The sequence below is a fragment of the Streptomyces sp. MBT53 genome, from assembly GCF_016654115.1.
In the GTDB taxonomy this organism is placed as follows: domain Bacteria; phylum Actinomycetota; class Actinomycetes; order Streptomycetales; family Streptomycetaceae; genus Streptomyces.
In genome coordinates, this window is the sequence record NZ_JAEQAZ010000010.1 from 68352 (window position 1) to 92735 (window position 24384).

Annotated in this window: 27 protein-coding genes; 17 read left to right on the top strand and 10 right to left on the bottom strand. The window is 70.6% G+C overall.

Annotated features, from left to right (window positions below):
- Positions 1 to 3 precede the first annotated feature (3 nt).
- Positions 4 to 252, top strand: a complete 249-nt coding sequence (locus tag JHN45_RS06150; RefSeq protein ID WP_093630547.1) for a DUF2630 family protein — start codon at positions 4 to 6, stop codon at positions 250 to 252.
- 46 nt (positions 253 to 298) lie between these two features.
- Here the strand turns inward: JHN45_RS06150 and JHN45_RS06155 are convergent, their stop codons facing one another.
- The 4 genes from JHN45_RS06155 to JHN45_RS06170 form a co-directional block, all read right to left on the bottom strand.
- Positions 299 to 994: an HAD family hydrolase gene (locus JHN45_RS06155; protein WP_201048322.1), complete on the bottom strand. Its 696-nt coding sequence runs from the start codon at positions 992 to 994 to the stop codon at positions 299 to 301.
- A 13-nt stretch (positions 995 to 1007) separates the two neighbouring features.
- The gene (locus JHN45_RS06160; protein ID WP_200711490.1) at positions 1008 to 1664 is read right to left on the bottom strand and encodes a phosphatase PAP2 family protein; all 657 of its coding nucleotides are present in this window, start codon (positions 1662 to 1664) and stop codon (positions 1008 to 1010) included.
- 49 nt (positions 1665 to 1713) lie between these two features.
- Positions 1714 to 2649, bottom strand: coding sequence for a M56 family metallopeptidase (locus JHN45_RS06165; protein WP_200711491.1), 936 nt, complete (start codon positions 2647 to 2649; stop codon positions 1714 to 1716).
- Between the two features lie 107 nt (positions 2650 to 2756).
- On the bottom strand, positions 2757 to 3308 hold the full coding sequence (locus JHN45_RS06170) for a DUF5134 domain-containing protein (protein ID WP_201048323.1): 552 nt from the start codon (positions 3306 to 3308) through the stop codon (positions 2757 to 2759).
- A gap of 184 nt (positions 3309 to 3492) precedes the next feature.
- Here JHN45_RS06170 and JHN45_RS06175 point away from each other — a divergent pair, with 184 nt between their 5' ends.
- The 3 genes from JHN45_RS06175 (at position 3493) to JHN45_RS06185 (ending at position 8460) form a co-directional block, all read left to right on the top strand.
- Positions 3493 to 5181 (top strand): FUSC family protein, encoded by a 1689-nt coding sequence (locus JHN45_RS06175; RefSeq protein ID WP_201048324.1) that lies wholly within the window; start codon positions 3493 to 3495, stop codon positions 5179 to 5181.
- Positions 5178 to 5765, top strand: a complete 588-nt coding sequence (locus JHN45_RS06180) for a MarR family winged helix-turn-helix transcriptional regulator (protein ID WP_201048325.1) — start codon at positions 5178 to 5180, stop codon at positions 5763 to 5765. The genes JHN45_RS06175 and JHN45_RS06180 overlap by 4 nt, the downstream gene beginning before the upstream one ends.
- A gap of 118 nt (positions 5766 to 5883) precedes the next feature.
- Positions 5884 to 8460 carry a cellulosome protein gene (locus tag JHN45_RS06185; protein ID WP_201048326.1) on the top strand — a complete coding sequence of 859 codons (2577 nt, stop codon included), beginning with the start codon at positions 5884 to 5886 and terminating at the stop codon, positions 8458 to 8460.
- Between the two features lie 20 nt (positions 8461 to 8480).
- Here JHN45_RS06185 and JHN45_RS06190 read toward each other — a convergent pair whose 3' ends face one another.
- Both JHN45_RS06190 and JHN45_RS06195 read right to left on the bottom strand, forming a co-directional pair.
- Positions 8481 to 9245 (bottom strand): VOC family protein, encoded by a 765-nt coding sequence (locus tag JHN45_RS06190; RefSeq protein ID WP_200711496.1) that lies wholly within the window; start codon positions 9243 to 9245, stop codon positions 8481 to 8483.
- Positions 9246 to 9341: 96 nt separating this feature from the next.
- On the bottom strand, positions 9342 to 9734 hold the full coding sequence (locus tag JHN45_RS06195; RefSeq protein ID WP_201048327.1) for a VOC family protein: 393 nt from the start codon (positions 9732 to 9734) through the stop codon (positions 9342 to 9344).
- A gap of 218 nt (positions 9735 to 9952) precedes the next feature.
- Here JHN45_RS06195 and JHN45_RS06200 point away from each other — a divergent pair, with 218 nt between their 5' ends.
- Positions 9953 to 10492, top strand: coding sequence for a GNAT family N-acetyltransferase (locus JHN45_RS06200; protein ID WP_200711498.1), 540 nt, complete (start codon positions 9953 to 9955; stop codon positions 10490 to 10492).
- Between the two features lie 3 nt (positions 10493 to 10495).
- Here JHN45_RS06200 and JHN45_RS06205 read toward each other — a convergent pair whose 3' ends face one another.
- On the bottom strand, positions 10496 to 11179 hold the full coding sequence (locus JHN45_RS06205; RefSeq protein ID WP_201048328.1) for a glycerophosphodiester phosphodiesterase family protein: 684 nt from the start codon (positions 11177 to 11179) through the stop codon (positions 10496 to 10498).
- A 403-nt stretch (positions 11180 to 11582) separates the two neighbouring features.
- Between JHN45_RS06205 and JHN45_RS06210 the strand changes: the two genes are divergently transcribed.
- The 5 genes from JHN45_RS06210 to JHN45_RS06230 all read left to right on the top strand — a co-directional run bounded on the left by JHN45_RS06210 (position 11583) and on the right by JHN45_RS06230 (position 16192).
- Positions 11583 to 12980: a DUF6421 family protein gene (locus JHN45_RS06210; protein WP_200711500.1), complete on the top strand. Its 1398-nt coding sequence runs from the start codon at positions 11583 to 11585 to the stop codon at positions 12978 to 12980.
- A gap of 38 nt (positions 12981 to 13018) precedes the next feature.
- Complete coding sequence (locus JHN45_RS06215) at positions 13019 to 13765, top strand: SDR family NAD(P)-dependent oxidoreductase (RefSeq protein ID WP_200711513.1); 747 nt, start codon at positions 13019 to 13021, stop codon at positions 13763 to 13765.
- Complete coding sequence (locus JHN45_RS06220; RefSeq protein ID WP_200711501.1) at positions 13762 to 14832, top strand: low specificity L-threonine aldolase; 1071 nt, start codon at positions 13762 to 13764, stop codon at positions 14830 to 14832. Before JHN45_RS06215 ends, JHN45_RS06220 begins: the two co-directional genes overlap by 4 nt.
- Before the next feature lie 86 nt (positions 14833 to 14918).
- A complete protein-coding gene (locus tag JHN45_RS06225; RefSeq protein ID WP_200711502.1) occupies positions 14919 to 15491 on the top strand; it encodes a transglutaminase domain-containing protein in 573 nt (190 codons plus the stop codon).
- A gap of 8 nt (positions 15492 to 15499) precedes the next feature.
- Positions 15500 to 16192 carry a B3/4 domain-containing protein gene (locus JHN45_RS06230; RefSeq protein ID WP_201048329.1) on the top strand — a complete coding sequence of 231 codons (693 nt, stop codon included), beginning with the start codon at positions 15500 to 15502 and terminating at the stop codon, positions 16190 to 16192.
- Positions 16193 to 16196: 4 nt separating this feature from the next.
- Here JHN45_RS06230 and JHN45_RS06235 read toward each other — a convergent pair whose 3' ends face one another.
- Both JHN45_RS06235 and JHN45_RS06240 read right to left on the bottom strand, forming a co-directional pair.
- Complete coding sequence (locus JHN45_RS06235; protein ID WP_201048330.1) at positions 16197 to 16925, bottom strand: 1-acyl-sn-glycerol-3-phosphate acyltransferase; 729 nt, start codon at positions 16923 to 16925, stop codon at positions 16197 to 16199.
- Between the two features lie 185 nt (positions 16926 to 17110).
- Positions 17111 to 17527, bottom strand: a complete 417-nt coding sequence (locus JHN45_RS06240) for a DUF4395 domain-containing protein (RefSeq protein ID WP_200711505.1) — start codon at positions 17525 to 17527, stop codon at positions 17111 to 17113.
- A gap of 75 nt (positions 17528 to 17602) precedes the next feature.
- On the opposite strand from JHN45_RS06240, the gene JHN45_RS06245 reads away from it, so the two are divergent.
- The 5 genes from JHN45_RS06245 (at position 17603) to JHN45_RS06260 (ending at position 20798) form a co-directional block, all read left to right on the top strand.
- Positions 17603 to 18016 carry a thioredoxin family protein gene (locus JHN45_RS06245; protein ID WP_201048331.1) on the top strand — a complete coding sequence of 138 codons (414 nt, stop codon included), beginning with the start codon at positions 17603 to 17605 and terminating at the stop codon, positions 18014 to 18016.
- Between the two features lie 83 nt (positions 18017 to 18099).
- On the top strand, positions 18100 to 18180 hold the full coding sequence (locus JHN45_RS54645) for a putative leader peptide (RefSeq protein WP_374195593.1): 81 nt from the start codon (positions 18100 to 18102) through the stop codon (positions 18178 to 18180).
- Positions 18181 to 18224: 44 nt separating this feature from the next.
- A complete protein-coding gene (locus JHN45_RS06250; protein ID WP_201048332.1) occupies positions 18225 to 18734 on the top strand; it encodes a flavin reductase family protein in 510 nt (169 codons plus the stop codon).
- Between the two features lie 244 nt (positions 18735 to 18978).
- A complete protein-coding gene (locus tag JHN45_RS06255; protein ID WP_201048333.1) occupies positions 18979 to 19767 on the top strand; it encodes an electron transfer flavoprotein subunit beta/FixA family protein in 789 nt (262 codons plus the stop codon).
- A gap of 68 nt (positions 19768 to 19835) precedes the next feature.
- Complete coding sequence (locus tag JHN45_RS06260; RefSeq protein WP_200711509.1) at positions 19836 to 20798, top strand: electron transfer flavoprotein subunit alpha/FixB family protein; 963 nt, start codon at positions 19836 to 19838, stop codon at positions 20796 to 20798.
- A gap of 68 nt (positions 20799 to 20866) precedes the next feature.
- Here JHN45_RS06260 and JHN45_RS06265 read toward each other — a convergent pair whose 3' ends face one another.
- The gene (locus tag JHN45_RS06265) at positions 20867 to 21760 is read right to left on the bottom strand and encodes an endonuclease/exonuclease/phosphatase family protein (protein WP_201048334.1); all 894 of its coding nucleotides are present in this window, start codon (positions 21758 to 21760) and stop codon (positions 20867 to 20869) included.
- Between the two features lie 184 nt (positions 21761 to 21944).
- Between JHN45_RS06265 and JHN45_RS06270 the strand changes: the two genes are divergently transcribed.
- Complete coding sequence (locus tag JHN45_RS06270) at positions 21945 to 23249, top strand: aldolase/citrate lyase family protein (RefSeq protein WP_201048335.1); 1305 nt, start codon at positions 21945 to 21947, stop codon at positions 23247 to 23249.
- A gap of 95 nt (positions 23250 to 23344) precedes the next feature.
- The coding region (locus JHN45_RS06275) for a serine/threonine-protein kinase (protein ID WP_307783044.1) at positions 23345 to 24384 on the top strand (1040 nt) is incomplete at its 3' end.

Consider the following 24384-nt stretch of genomic DNA (forward strand, 5'->3'; position numbering starts at 1 on the left):
GGCATGGACCAGGACCAGCAGATTTTCGCGCGGATCAACGAGATGGTCGACGACGAGCGCAAGCTTCGCGAGGCCCTCGCCTCCGGCGCGATCGACAGCACCACGGAGCACCAGCGCCTCGGCCAGCTGGAGCGCGAACTCGACCAGTGCTGGGACCTGTTGAGGCAGCGCCGCGCCAAGGTGGAGTTCGGCGAGAACCCGGACGAGGCGCGGGTGCGCCCGGAGTCCGAGGTGGAGGGGTATCAGGGGTGACCCTGCGGGCGGGGTCGGCTCCTGGACTTCTGGAGCCGACCCCGGCTCAGCGCTGACCGACCAGATCAAGCACGGGGCGCAGGGCGTCCGGCCGTTCGGTCACCAGGCGGTGGTCCACGAAGTGCACCCCGCACCCCAGGGCCGCCGCTCCGCCGTCCGCGCGTCGGTCGTCCCCGACCATCAGCACGTCCTTCGGCTCGACCCCGAGCGCCTCGCAGGCGACCGCGAACAGCCGCGGGTCCGGCTTCTGAATGCCGTGTTCGTACGACAGCACATACGCGTCCACGTAGGTGTCGAGGCCGTGCTCGCGGAACACCGGCCGCAGATCCCAGCCGATGTTGCTCACCACGCCCACGGCGATGCCACGCTCGCGCAGGGTACGCAGCACGAATTCCGCGTCCGGGTACGGCGTCCAGGCGGCCGGCGTCATGTGCCGGTCGTAGAGCGCGTCGTGCAACGCCGGTTCGGGGAGCGCGACTTGGCGGGAGACGCCGGTGTACGCGGCCCGGTGCAGTTCCGCACTCCGGTCCCGGATCGCCCACATCTCGGCGAACTCCGCGGGCAGTTGCTCCGGCTGCGCCCCACCCGGCATCGCCCCCGCCGACTCCAGCGCCCGCGCCGCCTCGACCAACTCCGGCTCGGGCAGCGCGATCCCGCTCTCCCGCAGTACGGCACGCAGCCAGGACTCGGCGGACTCGATGCGGAAGAGGGTTCCGGAGAAGTCGAAGAGCACGGCGTTCATGCGGTGATCTTACTCAGCCCTTCGCACCCCACTGCCGCTCGTACACACCGACAGCCACCGTCACCACGAGCGCACCGAGAACCCAGCCGCCCAACACGTCCGACGGCCAGTGCACACCCAGCCACACACGGGTCAGTCCCACGCCCACCACGCAGATCACGGCGACAGCCATGGCCGTACGCCACACAACACGTCCGGCGCCGTGGTGGTGGAGCAGCCACAGAAGGAGGCCGCAGACCACCGTGGCGGTCATGGCGTGGCCCGAGGGGAAGGCAGCGTAGTGCGCGGAGTCGACGGGGTCCGGCCACACCGGGCGGGACCGGCCGACCAGTGCCTTCAGGGCCTGCTGCAGCAGTGTGCCGAGCGCACATGTGGCCGCCAGCCACAGTGCCGTCCACCATGCGGAGCGCCGCCACACCAGCCACACCATGGTGGCCGCACATACAAGGCGCAGGGTGAGGGGGTCCCAGACCCAGTCCGTCAGGATGCGGCACACCCGCGTCACGGCGTGGTCCTCGACCGCCCAACGGTGCGTCGTTACGGCGATCCGGCCGTCGAGGTCGATCAGCGGACGCCACTCGACCGCGACCAGGGTGAGGAGCAGCGCAGAGCAAAGGGTCAGGGCGGCGAGGGTGGTGTGCAGGCGACTCGGGCGGGGCGGACAGTGCATGCAACGATCCTCACCGATCCAGTCCACTCCATGCCGATCTACGTGGACCTCAGCCGAGCGCCCGCAGCCCCGGTACGAACGCCACCAGCACCGGAATCACCGGCACCAGCGCCGCCGTGGCGGTCAGTCCCAGGCGGCGGGTCGGCGTGAGCCGGTCCTGGGGCGCGAGCAACCGGTGCACCCGCTGCGGGACATGGGCGTGCGGGGTCGGACAGGGCCCGAACACCCCACGGTCCTCGTTGAGTTCGACGAGCGCGAGCGCGGTCGTGAGGCGGCCGAAGCGGCGGGACGCCATGTCGTCGGCGGCGAGTTCGACCAAGCGGTGCATCTCGTCCCGGAACGCGGCGAACACCGGAACCTGCGGGAACCCGGTCGCCAGCGCGGCCGAACAGTGCAGCAGCCAGTCGTGCCGGGCCTGCGCGTGCCCCTGCTCGTGGGCGAGCAGGGAGTCCAGCTGCCGCCCCTTCAGCCGGCGCAACGCGGCTGTGGTGATGACCAGTTGAGGCGCGGGACCGGACATCCACCACGCGTCCGGCCGCTCGCCCTCCAGCACGACCAGCGGCTCGGCACCCGGCTCCTCGCCGGGCAACAGCGGTGCGCGCACCAGGAGTTCGGCCCTTCGCCGCCGACGGCGCGACCGGGCCCGTACGACCTCGCGGACCAGCATCGCCACCGTCCACGCGCCGCCGCACGCGAGGGCCACCGCGGTCGCCGCGGCCCAAGGCCCGTTCGTCATAAGGGGATAGGCGTCCAGAACGGCGTGCGGGGCGTTGGCGAAGACATGGCCGCGCACCGCCTGCCACGCGGCGGCGGCGCTCAGTGTCATCGACAGGGCGCAGCACAGGAGGACGGCCGCCACGACGCACTGCCACACCCACAGCGCGAGCACCGGCTCATGGTCCGGCCAGTCGGCCCGGGCGAGCAGCCGTGGGGCGACGACGGCGGCCAAGGCGCCGAGCAGCAACAGTGCCGCGGGGACCATCATGGGAGCACCCTATGAGCGCCGCGGTGATCAGGGGTACGGCTTGTCACGGCAAAGTGACGCAGACCACGATTTCGTACAGTGCCCCGGATTCCTGGATGCCCGGATCCTCAGAGCGTCAGCAGCATCGCGACCATGGCGATCCCCATGGACAGCCGGCACGCCCGGGCCAACTCCGGCCGGTCGCCCCACCCGACACTCCCGCCGTCGCCGATGGCCGCGCCGGTGACAGGCACCAGTCGTATGCCCGACAGCAGCACGTATCCCACGAAGTAGAGGAGCAACACACCGGTCACGAGCGGGACTCCGGAGCCCTCGTGCTCATGGTGGTGACCGGGGGAGGCGCTCATCACGAGGGCCATGTAGACCATGGCGGCGGTGCCCAGCAGATGGTGCACATGGTGCGGGCTCCTGCGCGCGGTCCACAGGGCGCGCAGCGCCGCCGCGCCGAACACCGCCGCGTAGCCGGGCCAGGCCCACGGCGGCGGCGCGAACACCGCGGCCGGCACGGCCATCGCGGCCATCCCGAAGCCCATCAGGGCCTCGCCGCCGGCGGCCCGTCGCTGTTCCTCGACGGGGCTGCGCATCCGCAGCAGGCAGTAGGCCCCGGTCGCGGCGCAGAGCGCGACCAGCAGCCAGCCTGGCGAAGCCGGTCCGTGCATGCGCATCCCCCCGTTCGGCCCCGGTTCTCACTCTTCGTAGACGATCGGTCACAGGTTGCCCGTGCCGCACGGGGCGCAATCGAGCGCAACGGTGTACATGGGGAGCACTCGACGGAGTGCGGCAGGTCGGAGGCGTGTTCGCGTAACTATTTCATGAGTAAAACACCTGCTAAACTTGTTCTCCATGAGCAGTGCGACCCCCGTCCCCACCCCGCGCGTCCGACGCCTTCCGCTCGCCGGTGTGCTCCGCCTCGGCAGGCCATCCGACATCTGGTTCAAGCCCGCGCTCAGCGTGGTCGCCTCGGTCGCTCCGCCCAACCTGACCCTGCTCGCTCTGGGCCGCCTCGACCTGGCGATGTACACGATGGCCGGCTCCTTGTGCGCGCTCTACGCCCACAACAAGCCCTACGCCGCCCGGGCCCGCGCCCTGGTGTGGGTGGTGCTCGGGATGATCGGCGGTCTCGCGGTCGCGTTGGTCACCGCCTCGCTCACCACGAACGCCGTCGTGCTGGTCACGGTCGGCGCCGCCCTGGCCGCCGTACAGAAGGGCCTGTGCGACGCGACCCGGATCGGTCCGCCCGGCAACGTCGTCCTCACCTTCATCAGCTCCGCCTCGCTCTTCGCACCGCAGACGCTCGCCCAGATCCCCGGTCACCTCGCGCTCGCCGCCGTAGCGGGCGTCTGGGCGTGGCTCGTCGGCATGGCCCCCGGCCTGGTCCGGCCGTACGGACCCGAGCGCCGTGCCACGGCCCAGGCGCTGGACGCCGCCGCCGTGTACGCCGCCACCCACGGCACCGGCGACGGCCACGCACGCGCGCGTGCCGCCACGGCGGCGGCCGTCCAGGCGGCCTGGCAGTCCCTGCTCGCCACCGGCGCCCGCACCGGGCCCCGCCGCGCCCTCGAACGTCTCGTCGTCCGCGCCGAGGTCGCCCTCGCCGCGCCTGCGGACACCGACCCGGAGCCGCTGCGCACCTGGGCCCGCGAACTGCGCGGCAGGGGACCGGTCCCAGGGGCCGACGACCCGGTGGATGCCGTAGCCGAACTGATCGGCGTGGACGCCGAACTCGCCGCCCCCACACGCCCGTTGTGGACCAGGCTCGGCCCACTCGGCCCCCTCGTGCTGCGCACGGCGATCGGGTGCGCCCTCGCCGGATACGCCTCCCTGGCCCTCGGCGTCGGCCGCCCCTACTGGGCCCTCGTCACCGCCGCCTCCCTCTACCAGGCCAACATCACCCTCACCTGGGGCCGGGGAGTACAGCGGGTCGTCGGCAACCTCCTGGGTGTGCTCGTCTTCGCCGGGGTGGCCCCGCTCGCGCACTCCCATCCGGCGGTCCTCGTGCTCTGCTGCCTCGCGTTCAACTTCGGTGCCGAGGCGCTGATCGGCCGCAACTACTGGCTCGGCAGCGTCTGTGTGACCCCGATGGCACTGCTCATCACCGAGTTCGCCCGGACCCAGCAGCCCGGGGAACTGATCACCGAGCGGGTCGTGGACACCCTCGTCGGCGCTCTGGTCGGCCTCGTGGCCGCGGCCGTCGTCACCAACCGGCGCGCGAGCGACCGTATCGAGGAGGCGCTGGCGGCGGTCGAAGGGGCGCGAGGGCGGGCCGTGCGCCTCCTGGGCGAGCCCGTTCCCGCCCCCGGAGCCCTGGATTCCGCGCACCGCGCGCTCGCCGCCGCGCTGGTCGAACTGCGTGCCACCGTCGACGCCGCGTCCGGCGAGTGGTGGCAGCGCGCCCTGCCCCAGGAGCGGGTCGTGCTCGCCGAGCAGTCCGGACACCGTACGCTCGCCGCGACGGTACGACGCCGGGGGCCGCGCTCCTGGCCGACCGCGGATCGGCGCACGGGCAGGAAGACGGAGGGCGTACGGGGATGACGTCAATGAACGGACGGCCGGCGGACCGAAACGGTGCCTCTCCGGATACGGCCCGGCACGACCCCTCACAGAGCGCGCCCCGCCACGACACCGTCGCCGCCGTCGTCGGCCAGTGGCAGGCCGTGCACCCCGATCTCGACACCGGTCCGATGGAGATCATCGGCCGCATCAACCGGTGTGCCGCCCTGCTCCAGCAGGCCGAGGACGCGCCGCTGCGCAGGGCCGGGCTCAGCCGCCCGGAGTTCGATCTGCTCGGCGCGCTCCGCCGCACCGGACACGAGCTGACGCCGAGCGAGCTGACCAGGGAGACCTTCTCCTCCGGGGCCGCCGTCACCAAGCGCCTCAAGCAGCTCACCGAACGCGGACTGGTCGAGCGCCGCGGCGACACCCGCGACCGCCGTGTCGCGCATGTCCGCCTGACGGACACCGGCCGCGAACTCGTCGACGCGATCCTGCCCGAGCAGCTCGCCTACGAGACCACCGTGCTCGCCGGTCTCGACACCCCCGGACAGGGCGAACTCGCCACACTGCTCGGCGAGTTGCTGGTCCAGCTGGAAGGCCGGCTGGGCGTCCTGCGCGTCTGAGTCGCCGCAGGTGGGTGGCGGCGGACCGTTGACGTGAGGAGCGTGATCTCCCTACGTTCGACCAGGTCGGTTCGGGACGCCGACTGTCGTACGACATGCCGAACAAGGGATTGATGCCGTGGCAGCCGAAGCCTCCACCCCGGAGACACTCACGATCGACCTCGGCACCGACACGGGCCCCTTCCACGGAGGCGCGAGCGGCACGCTCTACGGCCTCTACGGCGACGGCGTCCCTAGCCGCAACGTCGTCGAGGGCATGTACGTCCGCACGGTCTCCACCAAGGCCCAGGACGGCACCCAGCACCCGGGCGCCGACGCCCTGGAGATACTGCGCCCCTTCGTCGAGGCCGGCGGCAAGGACGTCTACGTCTACCTGACCGACATCTACCGCGGCTTCCCCTACGAATGGCCCGGCGCCACCGGACCCGAGCGCCTCGCCGACTTCACGGCACGCGTCCGCAGGCACGTCGAGCAGGTGCTGGCGTTCGGCGAGTACCGGTCCCATGTCGTGTACGTGCCGTTCAACGAGCCCGAGGGCAACATGTTCGGCACGGAGGAGTGGAGCTACGACGGGACCTCCTGGCGCACCGACCCGCGCGCCTACTTCACCGCCTGGCGGGACATCTACCACCTGATCAAGAGCCTCGACCCCGACGCGCGCATCGCCGGCCCCAACACCTGCGAGCTGTACGACGAGGTCAAGGGCTTCCTGGAGTTCGCCGAGGCCGAGGGCGTACTCCCCGACATCGTCACCTGGCACGAGCTGTCCTCGCCGGACGAGATCCGCACGAACGTCGCCAAGTACCGTGCCCTGGAACGGGAGTTGGGCATCGGCCCGCTCCCCGTCAACATCAACGAGTACGCCCACAACTACCACTTGTCCGTCCCGGGACAGATGATCCAGTGGATCGCCGCCATCGAGGAGTCCAAGGTCGACGCCGACATGGCGTACTGGAACATCGACGGCAACCTCAACGACTCGGCGGTCGAGGCCGACAAGGGCAACGGACAGTGGTGGCTGTTCAACGCCTACGGCCAGTTCACCGGCCACACCGTCCGGGTCACCGCGCCCCACCCGAACGTGCAGTACACGCTCCAGGGCGTCGCCGTGCTCGACCCGGACAAGCGGCAGGCGCGGGTGCTGTTCGGCGGCGCGGGCGGTCCGGCGGACGTCGTGTTCGAGCACGTCGACCCCGAGGTCTTCGGTGCGACCGTTCACGCGCGGCTCCTGGAGATCCCCTGGACGGGTCAAGTCGGCGCCTCCGCGCAGCCGTTGCGGCTCTATGACGGTCAACTCCCCGTCGTGGACGGGAAAGTGACGCTGCGTCTGACGGACCTGGAGGAGATGTCGGCTTACCAGGTGATCCTGTCCCCGGGCGGCGAGGGGGCCGTGGCGCTGCCGCCCTCGGTCGGCTGGCGGCGGACGTACCAGGCCGAGGACGCGACCTACCTCGGTGGCGGGCGGTCCCTGAACGGGCCCGAGGGATCGCCGTCCGACGTCGACAAGTTCGCCACGTCCACCGGCTACCACGTGGGCGGACTCCGCACCGGCTCCGACGGCGTGCTCGCCTTCTCTGTCGAGGTCCCGCAGGACGGGACGTACGACGTGAGCGTCTTCGCCAACTCGTACAACCTGGCCGACGCGGTGCGCGAGCAGGGACCCACGAACGTCTTTCTCCGCGTCGACGGCCGCGACCCGCGCGAACTCCGCCTTCCGCTCGGCTACAAGTGGGCGGTGTGGGGCCACACCGACACCCAGGTCGAGCTGACCGCCGGCGCGCACACCATCACCCTTGCCGCCCAGGACGCCGACCTCGGTGTCACGCGGGGCGACGCGGTCGTCGACAAGCTCGACCTCGCCCTCCGCGACGACGAGGTGAGCGGGTCCGCGGTGTACGACGCCGAGTTCGCCGCCCTGGGGGATGGCGCCCGCGTCGACCACACGATCCGAGGAGCCTCCGGCCCCGGTGTCGCCGTACTGCCGCGGGGTGGCACCGCCACCTTCTGGGTGCACGCGGCGGACGGCGGGGAGGCAACGGTGACCGTCGATCGGATCGGGCCAGGGGAGGGCGAGTTGACGATCAACGGAGAGAACGTAGGGATTGTTGAACGATCCCCACGTTCCCTCTTCCTCGTGTCGGGCATCAACAAGGTCACTGTCACCGCCACTTCGGACGACCTCGTCCTGGACCGCCTGCGGACGGCGCCGTCACGCGGCCTCCTGCCCGCCGCGACGTACCCGGCCGAGGAGGGCATCACGACCGGCGGTGCCCGGGTCACCGGCGCCCACACGTTCGCCACCGGCGGCAAGGCGGTCGACGGCATCGGCGCCGGACCGGCGAACGCCCTCACCTTCACCGTGACGGCGGAGCGGGCCGGCCGGTACGCGATCACGATCCGCTACTCCAACGGCGAGCAGGCGCCCGCCACCCACTACAACCCGGACCCGGTCTGCCGCCACGCGGACATCGCGGTCAACGGGGCCGCCCCGCAGCGCGTCCTGTTCCCCACGACCTTCCACTTCAACAACTTCCACGACCTGACCGTCCCCGTGACCCTCGACGAGGGCGCCAACACCCTCACCTTCACCGCCGACGAACTCCCGGACCACGACGGCAAGTCCAGGAACCCGTACGGTCAACGCTCCGCGTACGCGCCGGTGATCGACCAGGTGACGGTGACACGGCTGGCCTGACGGCGGGCGGGTGAACGGGTTCAGCCCTCCCCGCTCGCCGCGTGCACCCCGAACACCGCCCCCTGAGGATCCCGCAGCACCGCGATCCGTCGTACGTCGCCGACGGAATGGGGCTCCATGAGAACCGCGCCGCCCGCCGAAGTCGTCGCGGCGGCGGTCGCGTGGACGTCGGTCACCGCGAAGTACGGCAGCCAGTGCGGAGTCACCTGGGGCGGGAACTTGTCGTCCATCGCCATCATGCCGCCGAAGTCGGCGCCGTCGATGCCCCACTGCGGGTAGTGCGCCGAGGGCCGGACGGTCCAGCCGAACACGCTCGTGTAGAAGGTCTCGGCCCGCTCGGGCGCCCGCGTCAGCAGCTCCACCCAGCCCAGCGCGCCGGGTGAGTTGAACAGCCCGGCGCCGGGGAAGGTTCGTGCCTGCCACATCTGGAACGCGGCTCCGCCCGGGTCCAGGGCGACCGCGAAGCGCCCGATGTCGAACACGTCGGCCGGTTCCATCAGCAGCGTCCCGCCCGCCGTACGCACCCGCTCCGCGGTCGCGTCGGCGTCCGCCACCGCGAACGACACATTCCACGCCACCGGCTGCGACTCCTGGAACAGGGGCGTCAGACCGGCGACCGCCGCGTCCCCGACGTGCGCGACCGTGTAGCCGCCCGCCTCCTGCCGGGGATCGGTCTCCGGGCGCCAGCCGAGCACGTCGGCATAGAACCCTTTGGCCGCCTCTAGGTCACTGGTCCCGAGCTCGACCCAGCAGGGTCCGCCGGTCACCGGCCTGTCGAGCTTCATGGCGTTCCTTCCGCAGGAAGTACCCCTTCCAGCACGCTAAGCCCGGGCCGCGCCCCCGGCCAACCGGCACGGGAGGCCGCCGTGGGGGCCGTACGCCTAGATCCCCGGCCGGTACCGCAGGGGATGATCCGCCGGCACCTCCACCAGCACGATCCGCGTCCCGTCCGGGTCCGCCACCCACATCTCCACCAGCCCCCAGGGCTCCTTCACCGGCGGCCGTACGATCTCGACCCCCTTCGCCCGCAACTCCTCGTACGCGGCCCCCGCGTCCGCCACCTGCAGCCACAGTTGTACGGCGGGTGAGGGTGGGGTGGTGGAGTGTCCGGAGACCTCCAGGAATCCGCCGCCCAGGAAGTAGACGGTCCCGCGCTCCACCCCCGTGCCGAACTCCCTGTAGACGGACAGCCCGAGTTGCTCGCCGTAGAAGGCGCGGGAGCGGTCGGGATCGGTCGGGCGCAGCAGGATACGGCTGCTCAGTACGTGCACCATGCGGCCGGAGCCTAGGGCCTGTCCGGCGGCTCATGTCGGAGACGCGGGGTCTGGCACGCCCATCTGCGGCGTTGTCGTCGGTTGCCGACGTCCCCCAGCCTTCGGCCGGGAGGTGCCCCCACCGCGTCGGCGCCCTCCTCCGCCGGACAGGCCCTAGCCGTCGGGGGCGGGTTACCCTCGTCTCTGCCTGAGCCGCGCCCTGATCGGAGTTGTGCACCATGGACACCGCCGCTACCGGACTGACCTTCCGCGACGCCACCGACGCCGATGTGGACGCCCTCGTCGTGCTGATCGAGTCGGCCTACCGGGGTGACGACAGCCGGGCCGGGTGGACCACCGAGGCGGACATCCTGGAAGGGCAGCGGACCGATCCCGAAGGCGTGCTCGCGGTCGTCAAGTCGCCCGACAGCCGGCTGCTGGTGGTCGAGCGCGACGGCCAGGTCGTCGCCTGCTGCCAGCTCGAACACCGCGGCGACCACGCCTACTTCGGGATGTTCGCGGTCAGCCCGCAGCTCCAGGGCGGCGGCCTCGGCAAGGTCATCATCGCGGAGGCCGAGCGCGCCGCCAAGGAGAGCTGGGGGGTGGGGGAGATGCACATGACCGTGATCTCCGTACGGAACGACCTCATCGCCTGGTACGAGCGTCGCGGCTATCGCCGTACGGGCCGGATGACCCCGTTCCCGTACGGCGACGAGCGGTTCGGCATTCCGCAGCGCGACGACCTGCAGTTCGAGCTGCTGGTCAAGGAACTGGCGTAGTCCTCACGCCGTGAAGCGGCCCGTGCGTTTGATCTCCGGGTAGTCGGTGGTCGCGCCGTCCAGGCCCAGGGCGCGTACGAGCCGCAGCTGGTCCTGGGTGTTCACCACCCAGCCGATGATCTTCAGGTCCGCCTTGCGGGCCGCCTCGACGACCTCCAGGGTCAGCCTGCGGATGTTGAGGCAGACCGTTTCGGCACCGGCCTCGGTGGCCCGCTCCACCACGTCGGGGCCGAAGCGGCTCGCGATCAGCGCGGTGCGTACGCCCGGCACCAGGCGGGCGATCTCGGTGATCGCCTCGTCGTGGAACGAGGACACCTCGACCCGTCCGACCAGGTCCCGCCGGTGCATGACCTCGGCCAGCGCCCGCGCCGCGGCCAGATCCTTGATCTCGGCCTGGAGCGGTGACCGGACGGCGTCCAGCACCTCCTCGAAGGTGGGTACGCGCTCGCCGCGGCCCGCGTCCAGGGTGCGCAGCTCGTCGAGGGTCCGCTCGGCGATCGGACCGGTCCCGTCGGTCGTACGGTCCACGTCGGCGTCGTGCATGACGACGAGGGCGCCGTCCCTGCTCAGATGCAGATCGAGTTCGATGACATCGAGGCCGCCCTGCTCGGCGGCGACGAAGGAACGGAGAGTGTTCTCGGGTTCGAGACCCATGACTCCGCGGTGACCGATGGTGAGGAAGTTCAAGGTTCGACTCGCTTCCGTCGACGGCGGCTCGGCACGCGCGCGTGGGCGCGGCCGGACATCGGCGTCCACGCGGCAGAGCCGCAGCCTAACGGCCGGGCCCGGCGTTGGACCCGCGCGTACACGGAGGATCGGGGAGACGGGCGCGGCCGACCTGCGCGGCACCGGCGGGGACGGTCACTCCGGGGTGGGCGAGTCCCTCGGCGATTGACCAGTGGCCGGTTTCGACGCCCCGCTCCCTGGGTAGCCGCGCGATGGCTCATCGGCGGCCTTCACGGTTTCCGGCAGGAAAAAGTTCGGTCACGAGCAGGGGTCGGCAGGATAATTTCCCGATGATCCCCTTGCTGGGAGAAACCACATATGTATACGGTTTCCATACGCTGGGTTCTCCCGTGGAGGAAGTGACATGACGGAAATTCTTGTGCAGGTGGGTTCGGAGGAGCAGGTTCCTCCCGTGACCAGGGTGGTGGAGCATCCGGCATGGCCCGTGCTCAAGGATGCCGTGGAGCGGATCCGGCCATGGCAGACCAAGGACGGGTCGATCGACTTCGCGGCCGAGGGCGCCCCGGACCGCGCGGAGGTCGAGTTCGCCGTACGCCGGGTGACGGGTGCCGTCGAGGAGCTGTCCCCGCTGCTGCCGCACGATGCCGCGTATCACGCCGCTCTGGTCAGGGACCTGGGGCAGTGGGCAGCCGACGGCTTCCAGGTGCCCGACTTCCTCGACTCGCTGCTGGCCTTCCAGCCCGCCGCGAACCGCCGGGACGGACTCCAGCACCTGGTCGTCTTCCCGATGTACACGCAGAACGGCAACCCGGACCGCAACCTCGAAGCGGTCGTCCTGCGCATGGTCTGGCCCGACTGGCTGGCCGAGCTGGAGGCGACCCGCTACGACAACCCGCTGTTCTGCGGCATCACCTTCGAGGACTTCACGACCGGCTACGACACCAACTCGGCCGTGCTCTTCCCGGAGACCATCGCCGTGCGCCAGGCGCCGGAACGATTCTCCTGGGGTGGGATCTTCTGCGACCGCGAGGCCGCCCGCTTCCGCCGGGTCACCGAGGCCGCCGTGGAGATCCTCGGCATGCGACTGCCCGAGGACATCGCCACGATGGTCGACGACCAGAAGCGCTGCGAGGAGGCCTTCGTCCTGTGGGACATGGTCCACGACCGCACCCACAGCCACGGCGACCTGCCCTTCGACCCGTTCATGATCAAGCAGCGCCAGCCGTTCTGGATGTACGGCCTGGAGGAACTGCGCTGCGACCTCACCGCCTTCAAGGAGGCCGTGAAGCTGGAGGCCGACGGCGTCCCGCAGGCCCGTGACGTGCAGTACGCGGTCCTCTGCGACCGCATGTTCCGCTTCCCGGTCACGGGCGAGCGCGTCCGCAACTACGACGGACTCGGCGGCCAGCTCCTCTTCGCCTACCTCCACAAGCACGACGTCGTCCGCTGGACCGACAACAAGCTGCACATCGACTGGCAGCGCGCCCCCGAGGTCACCAACCAGCTGTGCGCCGAGATCGAGGATCTCTACCGCGCGGGCATCGACCGCCCCAAGCTCGTCCACTGGTTCAAGGCCTACGACCTGGTCGCCACCTACCTCGCCCCGCACCCCGGCTCCAAGTGGGCCAAGGGTCCCGACGCCCTGGACCTGAGCCAGCCGCCGCGGAAACTCGTGGATGACGTGCTTCCGGACGAGTTTCCGCTGAGCATGTTCTATGAGGCCCTCTCCAAGAAGCTCAAGAACGTGATCGCCTCGACCCGGGGCATCACGGCGGAGAGTGCCGAGCGGATCGCCGCGTGAGCGACCGTACGACCGAAGTGGCTCAGGAGGCGAGGACCATGGGGAACGGGGCGCTCAACGGCGCGGTGATCGCGGTGGCCGGAGCGGGCGGGCCGGCCGGCCACGCCGTACTGCTGCGACTGGCGGAGGCGGGCGCGACCGTCGTCGGCTCGGACGCGCATCCCGAAAGGCTGGCGGAGGCCGTGGACGCGGCCCGCTACGCGCACGGCGGCGCCACCGTCGTCGGCGACACCGTCGACCTGCTCGACCCGCAGGCCACCCGCGACTGGGCCGCGCACATCGAGAAGGACTTCGGCCGCGTCGACGGCCTCGTCCACCTCGTCGGCGGCTGGCGCGGCAGCGCCACCTTCACCGAGACCGACCTCGCCGACTGGGACCTGCTGGAGAAGCTGCTCATCCGCACCGTGCAGCACACCTCCCTGGCCTTCTACGACGGCCTGGAGCGCAGCGACCGCGGCCGTTACCTGCTGATCAGCGCGGCCGGCGCCAGCAAGCCCACGGCGGGGAACGCGGCCTACTCCGCGTCCAAGGCCGCCGCCGAGGCCTGGACCCTCGCCATGGCCGACGGCTACCGCAAGGCGGGGGGCGCGGACGGGCCCACCTCCGCCGCCGCCATCATGGTGGTGAAGGCACTGGTGCACGACGCGATGCGCGCCGAACGCCCCAACGCGAAGTTCGCGGGCTTCACCGACGTCAAGGACCTCGCCGAGGCCATCGCCGGCGTCTGGGACAAGCCCGCCGCCGAAGTGAACGGAAACCGTCTGTGGCTGACCGAGAAGCCGTGAACCCTCCGAAGACCGACGCACGGCGCCACCACGACCCGGAGATCCGCGGCTTCGCCAGCGACAACTACGCCGGCGCCCACCCCGAGGTGCTCGCCGCCCTCGCCCTTGCCAACGGCGGCCACCAGGTCGCCTACGGAGAGGACGACTACACCGACCACCTCCAGGGCATCATCCGCAGCCACTTCGGCGCCACGGCCGAGGCCTTCCCGGTCTTCAACGGCACCGGCGCCAACGTCGTGGCACTCCAGGCGGTCACCGACCGCTGGGGCGCGGTGATCTGCGCCGAGAGCGCCCACATCAACGTCGACGAGGGCGGCGCCCCCGAACGCATGGGCGGACTGAAGCTGCTCACGGTGCCCACGCCCGACGGCAAGCTCACGCCCGAACTGATCGACCGGCAGGCGTTCGGCTGGGACGACGAGCACCGGGCGATGCCGCAGGTCGTCTCGATCACCCAGAGCACCGAACTCGGCACCCTCTACACGCCCGACGAGATCCGCGCGATCTGCGACCACGCCCACGCGCGTGGCATGAAGGTCCACCTCGACGGCTCCCGGATAGCCAACGCGGCGGCCTCGTTGGACGTCCCCATGCGGACGTTCACCAACGCGGTCGGCGTCGACATCCTCTCCCTGGGCGGGACGAAGAACGGCGCGATCTTCGGCGAGGCGGTCGTGGTGATCAACCAGGACGCCGTCAGTCATATGAAGCACCTGCGCAAGCTGTCCATGCAGCTGGCCTCCAAGATGCGCTTCGTCTCTGTGCAGTTGGAGGCGTTGCTCGCCAAGGATCTTTGGCTGCGCAACGCCCGCCATGCCAACGAGATGGCCCAGCGTCTCGCCGAGGGCGTCCGCGCGGTGCACGGTGTGGAGATCCTCTACCCGGTGCAGGCCAACGGAGTCTTCGCCCGTCTCCCGCACGACGTGAGCACGCGCCTTCAGGAGCGCTTCCGGTTCTACTTCTGGGACGAGGCGGCCGGTGACGTCCGCTGGATGTGCGGCTTCGACACGACCGAGGACGACGTGGACGCGTTCGTGGCGGCGCTCAAGGAGGAGATGGCGCGGTAGTCGACGCTCTCGCATTGATGCATAGGTATGCGGTCGCCTGAAAAGTCATTGACTCTCGGGTGATCGCTTTCCTATGCTCTCCATCCATGGAGCTGATCCAGAACACCCCCGACCTGTCCGCCTACTTGGCAGCTGACGAGGTCATCGACCACGACCATCCTCTCGTCCGGGAGACTGCCGCGCGTCTCGCCGCGGGTGCGGCGGACTCGTATGGCTATGCACGGCTGGCCTTCGAGTTCGTGCGGGACGAGATTCCCCACTCGCAGGACGTCGGCGATCCGCGCGTCACCTGGCGGGCCTCCGACGTCCTGGAGCAGGGCACCGGGATCTGCTACGCCAAGGCGCACGCGCTGGCCGCGCTGCTGCGGGCCGAGGACATCCCTACGGCGCTCTGCTACCAGAAGTTCGACGTGGTGCACGGGCTGGTCGCCGTGCGGTTCAACGGGGCCTGGCACCGGCAGGATCCCCGCGGCAACAAGCCGGGAGTGGACGCGCAGTTCTCCCTCGACGGTGAGCGGCTGGCCTTCGTACCCGATCCGGAGTTCAATGAGCTGGACTACCCGGTCCTGTACGCTGAACCGCACCCGGTCGTCCTGAGCGCCCTGAAGGCCGCCCCCGACCGGCCGCACCTGTGGCAGACACTCCCGACCGCACTCTGAGGCACCTCATGACGCTCACCCTGACCGTGACCGACGAAGTCCGCGCCCTCGCACCCGGCTTCACGCATGTCGTGATCGAGGCGGACGGACTATTCAACGGGCCCAGCACCGAAGCGAGTTCGGCGCTCCTCGACGACGCGGCCCGCAGGCTGGCCGTACGGCTGGACGGTCGCGCCCCGCACGAGGACCCGCACATGGCGGCCTGGCGCGAGGTGTACACGGCGTTCGGGTCGAAGCCGTCGCGCACCCGCAACTCGGCCGAGGCGCTGGCCAAGAGGGCACTCACGGACGCGGGACTGCCCCGGATCAATGTGCTGGTCGACCTCTACAACGCCATCAGTGTCGCGTACTTGATCCCCGTGGGTGGTGAGGACGTCGACCGGATCCAGGGCGGCATGACCCTCCAACGGGCCACCGGGGGCGAGGAGTTCGTGACCGTCGCGGGCGGCGAGGAGGTCGTCGAACACCCCGACGCGGGCGAGGTGGTGTGGACCGACGCGGTCGGAGTCACCTGCCGCCGCTGGAACTGGCGGCAGGGGCCGCGCACCAGGCTCACGGAGGAATCGACGTCCGCCGTCTTCCTGTTGGAGAGTCTGGCGCCGATGCCCGTCGCCGAGGTCGAGCGGGCGGGGGCCGAACTCGCCGAACTGCTGCAGAAGTTCAGCCCCGGGGCGCGGATCACCGTCCACGCCCCGGCGTGACGATTCAGCGAGCCTCGGCCGCCTTGACCTCTTCGGCGGTGGGTGCGGTGCCGCCGAGATGGGCCGGCATCCACCAGGTGTCGTCCGGACCCTTGGGGCGCACCGGATAGGCGCGCTGGGCGGCCTCGAGGAGCTCCTGGACGCGCTCGCGCACCCGACGGGTGATCGCGCCCGCGTACTGGTCCTGCGGGGCCTCCAGCGGCTCGCCGACCCGGATGGTGATCGGGGTGTGGCTGCGCTTGAAGTTCTTCGGGTGGCCCTTGGTCCACAGCCGCTGCGTGCCCCACAGGGCCATCGGGATCAGCGGGACGCCGGCCTCCTGGGCCATGCGCGCGGCACCGGACTTGAAGCTCTTCAGCGTGAAGGACTGCGAGATCGTCGCCTCGGGGAAGACGCCGACGATCTCACCGGACCGCAGCGACTCCAGCGCGTGCTGGTAGGCGGTCTCGCCCTGCTTGCGGTCCACCGGGATGTGCTTCATGCCGCGCATCAGCGGACCGGAGATCTTGTGCCGGAACACCGACTCCTTCGCCATGAAGCGCACCAGGCGCTTCTGCGGCAGGGCGGCCAGGCCGTCGAAGATGAAGTCCAGGTAGCTGATGTGGTTGCTGACCAGCACAGCGCCGCCCGAGCGCGGAATGTTCTCCGATCCCTTGAGGTCGATCTTGAGGTCCCAGACCTTGAACAACGTTTGGGCGAGACCGACGACGGGGCGGTAGACAAGCTCAGCCATGGACGGGGTGGACCCTTCTCTCTGCCTGAAGGGGTTCTCCGGGCGGGAAAGTTACGCAGCCGTAGGTTTACGGCATTGCGCAGATCGTGCCCGAAGAACGAACGACTGGCCAGTCCTCGTGCCGGAGAACGGCGAGATCCTCGTCACGTCCATCACTTGATCCACCTCGGACTTTTAAATTTCCTTTACTCTGCGCGAACCGTCACCCGGCGTACGAGCAGGTACATCTCGCACCCCAAGCAGTACCCGAACGCGGCATTGAGGAACGCGGCGGCGAGCGCGGCACCGGTCGCCGCGAGCCCCAGCCAGGTCGGTCCCAGGCCGAAACCGACCAGACCCACCCCGGCGAAGACCAGCCCGACCGCCTGCGCGAACCGCGGCGGCTCCGGCGACTCGAACTCGGTCGGCGGCCCGATCCGCGGCCGTACGGCCTTCCGGAACAGCCAGCCGTACGGTGAGCGGCCCACGCCGCCCGCCGCGCCCAGCGCGAACGCCAGGGTCTGCCAGGCCAGCAGCCAGAAGCTGCCGGTGACCAGCACGACCGCCAGTACCGCGGTCGTCAGGGCCGCCCCGAAGCGCGGCCCTCTCACATCGATGTCCATGAACCTAGGATTCCGCAGCGGAAACGATTCGTAGTGCTGGGAATCTTTGCAGTCTCGTGAACGCTGGAGCAGGGGATGACCGGACTCGTGGTGTGCGTGGCGGTGCTCGCGGTGGCGAGCGCCTACGGAGTGCTGCATCGGCGGCGGAGCGGGAGAGTGCGGGTGCGCGGGCGCGACGGCGGAAAACGGCTCGGCGCCACGGAGTTGGGCGGCGCCCTCGGTGAGAGGGCCACCCTGGTGCAGTTCTCCAGCGCCTTCTGCGCGCCCTGCCGGGCCACGCGCCGGGTGCTGGGCGAGGTGGCCGGCATGGTCCCCGGAGTGCGTCACATCGAGATCGACGCCGAGGACCATCTGGACCTCGTGCGGGAACTCGACATCCTGAAGACCCCCACCGTGCTGGTGCTCGACGCGGACGGACGGGTCGTGCGGCGCGCCACCGGCCTCCCCCGCAAGGCGGATGTCATCGCGGCCCTGGGGGAGGCGGTTTGACGATCCGGGCGGAAGCGGTGAGTCATCTCCCATATGCCGGAACGTACTTGACTGTGCACACCACCTATCGTCAGCCTGACTGTATGCCTTCGGAACTCCTTCTTTTCGGGCGGGTGCACGTCGACCTCGCACGCACCGCGAGCGCGTGCTGTCCGGGCTGTTGAGCAGCCACGGTCCCGCTCGTCGCCTCCCCAAGAAGGACAGCCCCATGACGGCCACGCCCGATCTCGGCACCTCTCAGCTCGCCTCTCCCGATCTGCTGCGCTCCGTCTTCCGGCAGCACGCCGCCGGTGTGGCGGTGATCACCGCGCACGGTGAGACCGGTCCGGTCGGCTTCACCGCCACCTCCCTCAGCTCCGTCTCGGCCCAGCCCCCGATGCTGTCCTTCGGGATCAGCACAGGCGCGTCCAGCTGGCCCGCGATATCCGGGGCCGACCATGTCGGCGTGCACATACTCGGCGAGCACCAGGAGCAGTTGGCCGCCACCTTCGCCCGCAGCGGCGCCGACCGGTTCGGGGCGCCCACCGTCTGGCACGAGGGGCCCGAGGGCGTGCCGGTCCTCGACGGCGTGCTCGCCTGGCTGGTGTGCAGGGTCGTCGCGCGCGTGCCAGCAGGGGACCATCGCATCGTCATCGCCGAGGTCGTCCTCGGTGACCACGCGGGCTCCGGCCGCCCGCTCCTCTACCACCAGGGGCGCTTCAACGGCCTGCGTGACTGAGGCCACTCCCGGTGGGTGACGGGCCACCCTGCGGAAGCGTCGAGTTCCGATTACGCTGCGTTGCACAGGTCACAGTTCAAAGCGCTTGCTTAGCGGGCATCTGCTGAGGGAGCGTAGTGCTGCGTACTGGCGAGTAATATTTCGCTCGGAGCACCGGCCGCCCGCACCGGGAACGGCCGTTCAAGGCGCCTATGCTGCCTGGAAGTAGGCAGCCGAAAAATGACGATGCAGTAGGAGAGCCGGCGTGAGCTTGAGGATCGTTGTCACTGTGAAGTACGTGCCCGACGCCACTGGCGACCGGCACTTCGCCGATGACCTGACCGTCGACCGGGACGACGTGGACGGTCTGCTCTCCGAGCTCGACGAGTACGCGGTCGAGCAGGCGCTGCAGATCTCCGAGAACTCGGACGACGACGTGGAGATCACCGTCCTGACGGTGGGCCCGGAGGACGCCAAGGACGCCCTGCGCAAGGCGCTGTCCATGGGCGCCGACAAGGCGATCCACGTCGAGGACGACGATCTGCACGGCACCGACGTCATCGGCACCTCCCTGGTGCTGGCCAAGGCGATCGAGAAGGCCGGCTTCGACCTGGTCGTCTCCGGCATGGCCTCCACCGACGGCACCGCCGGTGTGATCCCCGCCCTGCTGGCCGAGCGCCTGGGCGTCCCCCAGGTCACGCTGCTCTCCGAGGTCTCCATCGAGGACGGCGTCGTCAAGGGCCGCCGGGACGGCGACAGCGCCTCCGAGCAGCTCGAGGCCTCCCTGCCGGCCGTCGTGTCCGTCACCGACCAGTCGGGCGAGGCGCGTTACCCGTCCTTCAAGGGCATCATGGCCGCCAAGAAGAAGCCGGTTCAGGCCTGGGACCTCTCCGACCTGGAGATCGACACCGACGAGGTCGGCCTCGAGGGCGCCTGGACCGCCGTCGACTCCGCGGCCCAGCGCCCCGCGCGCACCGCCGGCACGATCGTCAAGGACGAGGGCGAGGGCGGCAAGCAGCTCGCCGAGTTCCTCGCGGGCCAGAAGTTCATCTAGCCCCAAAGGCCACGGCCCAACTCGCTTATCGCCCCTCAGACTTCGCAAGCACGCAGGAGACCATTCCCATGGCTGAAGTTCTCGTCTACGTCGACCACGTGGACGGCGCCGTCCGCAAGCCCACCCTGGAGCTGCTGACGCTGGCCCGCCGTATCGGCGAGCCCGTCGCGGTCGCCCTCGGCTCCGGTGCCGAGAACACCGCCGCCGCGCTCGCCGAGCACGGCGCGGTGAAGGTGCTCACGCACGACGCCGCCGAGTACGCCGACTACCTCGTCGTACCGAAGGTGGACGCCCTCCAGGCCGCCTACGACGCCGTCTCCCCGGCCGCAGTCCTGGTGCCGTCCTCCGCCGAGGGCAAGGAGATCGCCGCCCGTCTGGCCGTGCGCATCGGCTCCGGCATCATCACCGACGCCACCGACCTGGAGGCCGGTGACGAGGGCCCGGTCGCCACGCAGTCGGTGTTCGCCGCCTCCTTCACCACCAAGACCCGGGTCTCCAAGGGCACCCCGGTCATCACCGTGAAGCCCAACTCGGCCGCCGTGGAGGCCGCCCCGGCCGCCGGTACGGTCGAGGCCCTCGCGGTCACCTTCTCGGACAAGGCCACCGGCACCAAGGTCACCGCGCGCACCCCGCGCGAGTCGACCGGCCGCCCGGAGCTGACCGAGGCCGCGATCGTCGTCTCCGGCGGCCGTGGCGTCAACGGCTCGGAGAACTTCTCGATCATCGAGGCCCTCGCCGACTCCCTCGGCGCGGCCGTCGGCGCCTCGCGCGCCGCCGTCGACGCCGGCTGGTACCCGCACTCCAACCAGGTCGGCCAGACCGGCAAGAGCGTCTCCCCGCAGCTCTACATCGCCAACGGCATCTCCGGCGCGATCCAGCACCGCGCGGGCATGCAGACCTCGAAGACGATCGTGGCCGTCAACAAGGACGCCGAGGCCCCGATCTTCGACCTCGTCGACTACGGCGTGGTCGGCGACCTCTTCGACGTCGTCCCGCAGCTCACGGAGGAGATCAACACCCGCAAGGGCTGATCTCCACAAGCGCCGTCAGGCCCCTGCGACCCGCGTGGTCGTGGGGGCCTTGGCGTGTCCCGGGCCGCTCATCCCAGGCTGATCGTGGACTGCACGGGCAGATGGTCGCTGGGGAACTGGCTGTTCTCGGAGAACGTATCGATGGCCGTACGGCGCACGGTGACCCCCTCGCTGACCAGGATCCAGTCGATGCGGTTCCCGCTCGGGATCAGCGCGCGATAGCCGTGGAAGGTGCCGTACAGCGGCCCGCGCCCGGCCGCCGCGTCCCAGGTGTCCTTGAGGCCGGCGCCCAGCATCGTCTCGTAGACCGAGGTGGTGTACGCGGCGGTGTTGAAGTCGCCGGTCACCACGAGCGGCAGGGAGCGGTCGAGACGGGCGAGGCGCTCGGCGATGAGCGTGGCGGCACGCTCGCGCGCGTACTGACTCGCGTTGTCCAGATGGGTGTTGAGGACGTAGAACTGCCGTCCGCCGTCCCCGAGGTCGCGGAAGCGGATCCAGGTGGCGATGCGCGGGTGGTCGCCGCCCCAGGTGTTCGAGCCGATCACCGAGGGCGTGTCGGAGAGCCAGAACTGGTCGTACTCGACGGGGGCGAGCCGGCGGGTGTCGTAGAAGATCGCCGTCTCCTCGTCGAAGCTGCCGCCCTTGCGGCCGCCGCCGATCCAGTCGTAGTGCGGTGCGAGATCCTGCTTGATGTTCTGCAGCTGCGCGTAGAGGCCCTCCTGGGTGCCGATGATGTCGGGGGCCGCGCGGAGCAGCAGGTCGCGCATCACCGGGCGGCGGACCTTCCAGCTGTTGGGTTCCTCGCTGCTCGCGTAGCGCAGGTTGAAGGTCATGACGTCCAGCAGACGGGTCTCCTTCCGGGCGGTTCCGGAGCGTGCGGTTCCGATGAGTGGCAGGGCGACGGCGGCCGCCACCAGTGTGGTGAGCCCGGCGCGCCGCGTCACCGTCCTGACAGTCGCCATGTGCATCCCCTCCCCTTGGGAGTCAGGATGAAGGGGCGGAGGGCCGGGCGGAAGAGGGCCTCGGGGCAGGAGTGAACGGTGTGGGTTCACCCCGTGGACAGGGTGTTGACCGGCGGGAAGATCCACGGATAACTTCGCTCTACGGATTGTTGATTCCGTAGAGCGGAAACCTGGAGGCTGTGGGATGGGTCAGGGCGAGCAGGAGAAGGTGGCGACGAGCCTCGCGGGCGCGGTCGGCGAGGAGATCAGCGCCTCCCTGGCATCGGTCGACGCCGAACTGGAGCGCCGCTACCCCGGCGACCCCGGCACCCGCCAGCCCGTCCACACGGTCTACGTCCCCGGTGACGCCTTCGCCGCCGACACGATTCGCACCTGGGGCGACCGCGCCCTCGCCGCCCTCGACGAGCACGCCCCCGACGCCGCGTCCTTCGCCGCCGTCCTCGGCCTCTCCGACGAACTCGCCGAACCCGTCCACGCGCGCGTGCGGGCCAAATTGGAACGCGAGCCCATCGAGGACCTGCGGGTCGATTTCGAGGACGGCTACGGCCCCCGCCCCGACGCCGAGGAGGACGAGGCCGCCGCCCGCGCGGCCCGCCTGATCGCAGAGGCGTACCAGAAGGGCACGGCGGCGCCGTACATGGGCATCCGGATGAAGTGCATGGAGGCGCCGGTGCGCGACCGGGGCATCCGCACCCTCGACATCTTCCTCACGGGACTGATGGCGGCCGGCGGACTGCCCGAGGGGCTGGTCCTGACCCTGCCCAAGGTGACCTACGCCGAGCAGGTCACCGCGATGGTGCGACTCCTGGAGGCCTTCGAGAAGGCACACGGGCTCGCCGCCGGCCGGATCGGCTTCGAGATACAGATCGAGACCAGCCAGTCCATCCTGGCCACCGACGGGACCGCCACGGTCGCCCGCATGATCCAGGCCGCCGAGGGCCGCGCCACCGGCCTGCACTACGGCACCTTCGACTACAGCGCCTGCCTCGGAGTCTCCGCCGCCTACCAGGCCAGCGACCACCCCGCCGCCGACCACGCGAAGGCCGTCATGCAGGTCGCGGCGGCCGGGACGGGCGTACGCGTCTCGGACGGCTCCACCAATGTGCTCCCGGTCGGTCCGACGGACCGGGTCCACGACGCCTGGCGGCTGCACTACGGCCTCACCCGGCGGGCGCTGGCCCGCGCGTACTACCAGGGCTGGGACATGCACCCCGGCCACATTCCCACCCGCTACGCCGCCGTCTTCGCCTTCTACCGCGAGGGCTTCGAACAGGCCGCCGCCCGTCTCGCCCGCTACGCCAACCGGGCCGGCGGCGACGTCATGGACGAACCCGCGACCGCCAAGGCCCTCAGCGGCTATCTGCTGCGCGGCCTGGACTGCGGCGCGCTCGACATCGCCGAGGTGGCCGGTGCGACCGGGCTGACCCGGACGGACCTGGAGGGCTTCGCCGCGCCCCGCCGGGGTGACCTGACGGCGTCCGCGAAGTAGCGGACCTGTCACAGCTGTCGCCGCCCCCTCCTGTTGTCACTGCCGCCCCGTAGGCTGTACGGCGTTCATGGTTGTGCCACAGAAACGGAGCGGCAGTGTCTTCGGGGGAGAGCGGACGCGTGGACGGAGTCGGCCGACTGCTGGCCGGGCGCTATCGCGTCGTGGCCCGGCTCGGGCGCGGCGGCATGGGCGTGGTCTGGCGCGCCGTCGACGAGGTTCTCGGCCGTGAGGTCGCGGTCAAGGAACTGCGCTCCTTCACCGACGACTACGCGCCCGAACTCGCCGATCTGCGGCTGCGGATGCAGCGCGAGGCGCGGGCGGCGGCGCGGGTCCGCCATCCCGGTGTCGTCGCCGTGCACGACATCGCGGAGGTCGACGGCCGCCCGCTGATCGTCATGGAGCTGATCGACGGTCCCTCCCTGGACGACGTGCTGGGGGAGCGCGGCCCCGTCGACCCGCGCGAGGCGGCGGGGATCGGCGCGAAGGTGATGGAGGCGCTGGCGGCCGCCCACGCCGCCGGTGTGCTGCACCGCGATGTGAAGCCCGGGAACATCCTGCTGGAGCGCTCGGGCCGGGTCGTCCTCACGGACTTCGGCATAGCGACCATGGACGACCCGGGAGACGGTTCCGCCACGCACCTCACGCGCAGCGGCGAACTCATCGGCTCCCTGGACTACTTGGCCCCCGAACGCGCGCAGGGCGCCGACCCCGGCCCGGCCTCCGACGTCTGGGCCCTGGGCGCCACGCTGTACGCGGCCGTCGAGGGCGCCTCACCGTTCCGCCGCACCTCGACGTACTCCACGCTCACGGCGATCGTCGACGAGCCCCTGCCGGAACCCCACCGCGCCGGACCGCTCACCCCCGTCCTGCGCCAACTCCTCGACAAACGCCCCGAGTCCCGCCCCGACGCCGACCAGGCACGCAGACTGCTGGAAGCGGTCGCGCAGGCGCCGGAGACGGACTCGCCGACAACTCTGTTGCGAGGGGCCGGGGGAGGGGCTGCCGCGGTGTCGGGGGCGGGAGAGCAGGTCCCCGGTTCTTCGGTGCGGCCGACTGGAGCGGATTCCCTCCCGCCGGATCCCACGCCCGTTTCCGCGCCTGCTCACACACCTGCTCCCACACCCGATCCCACCTC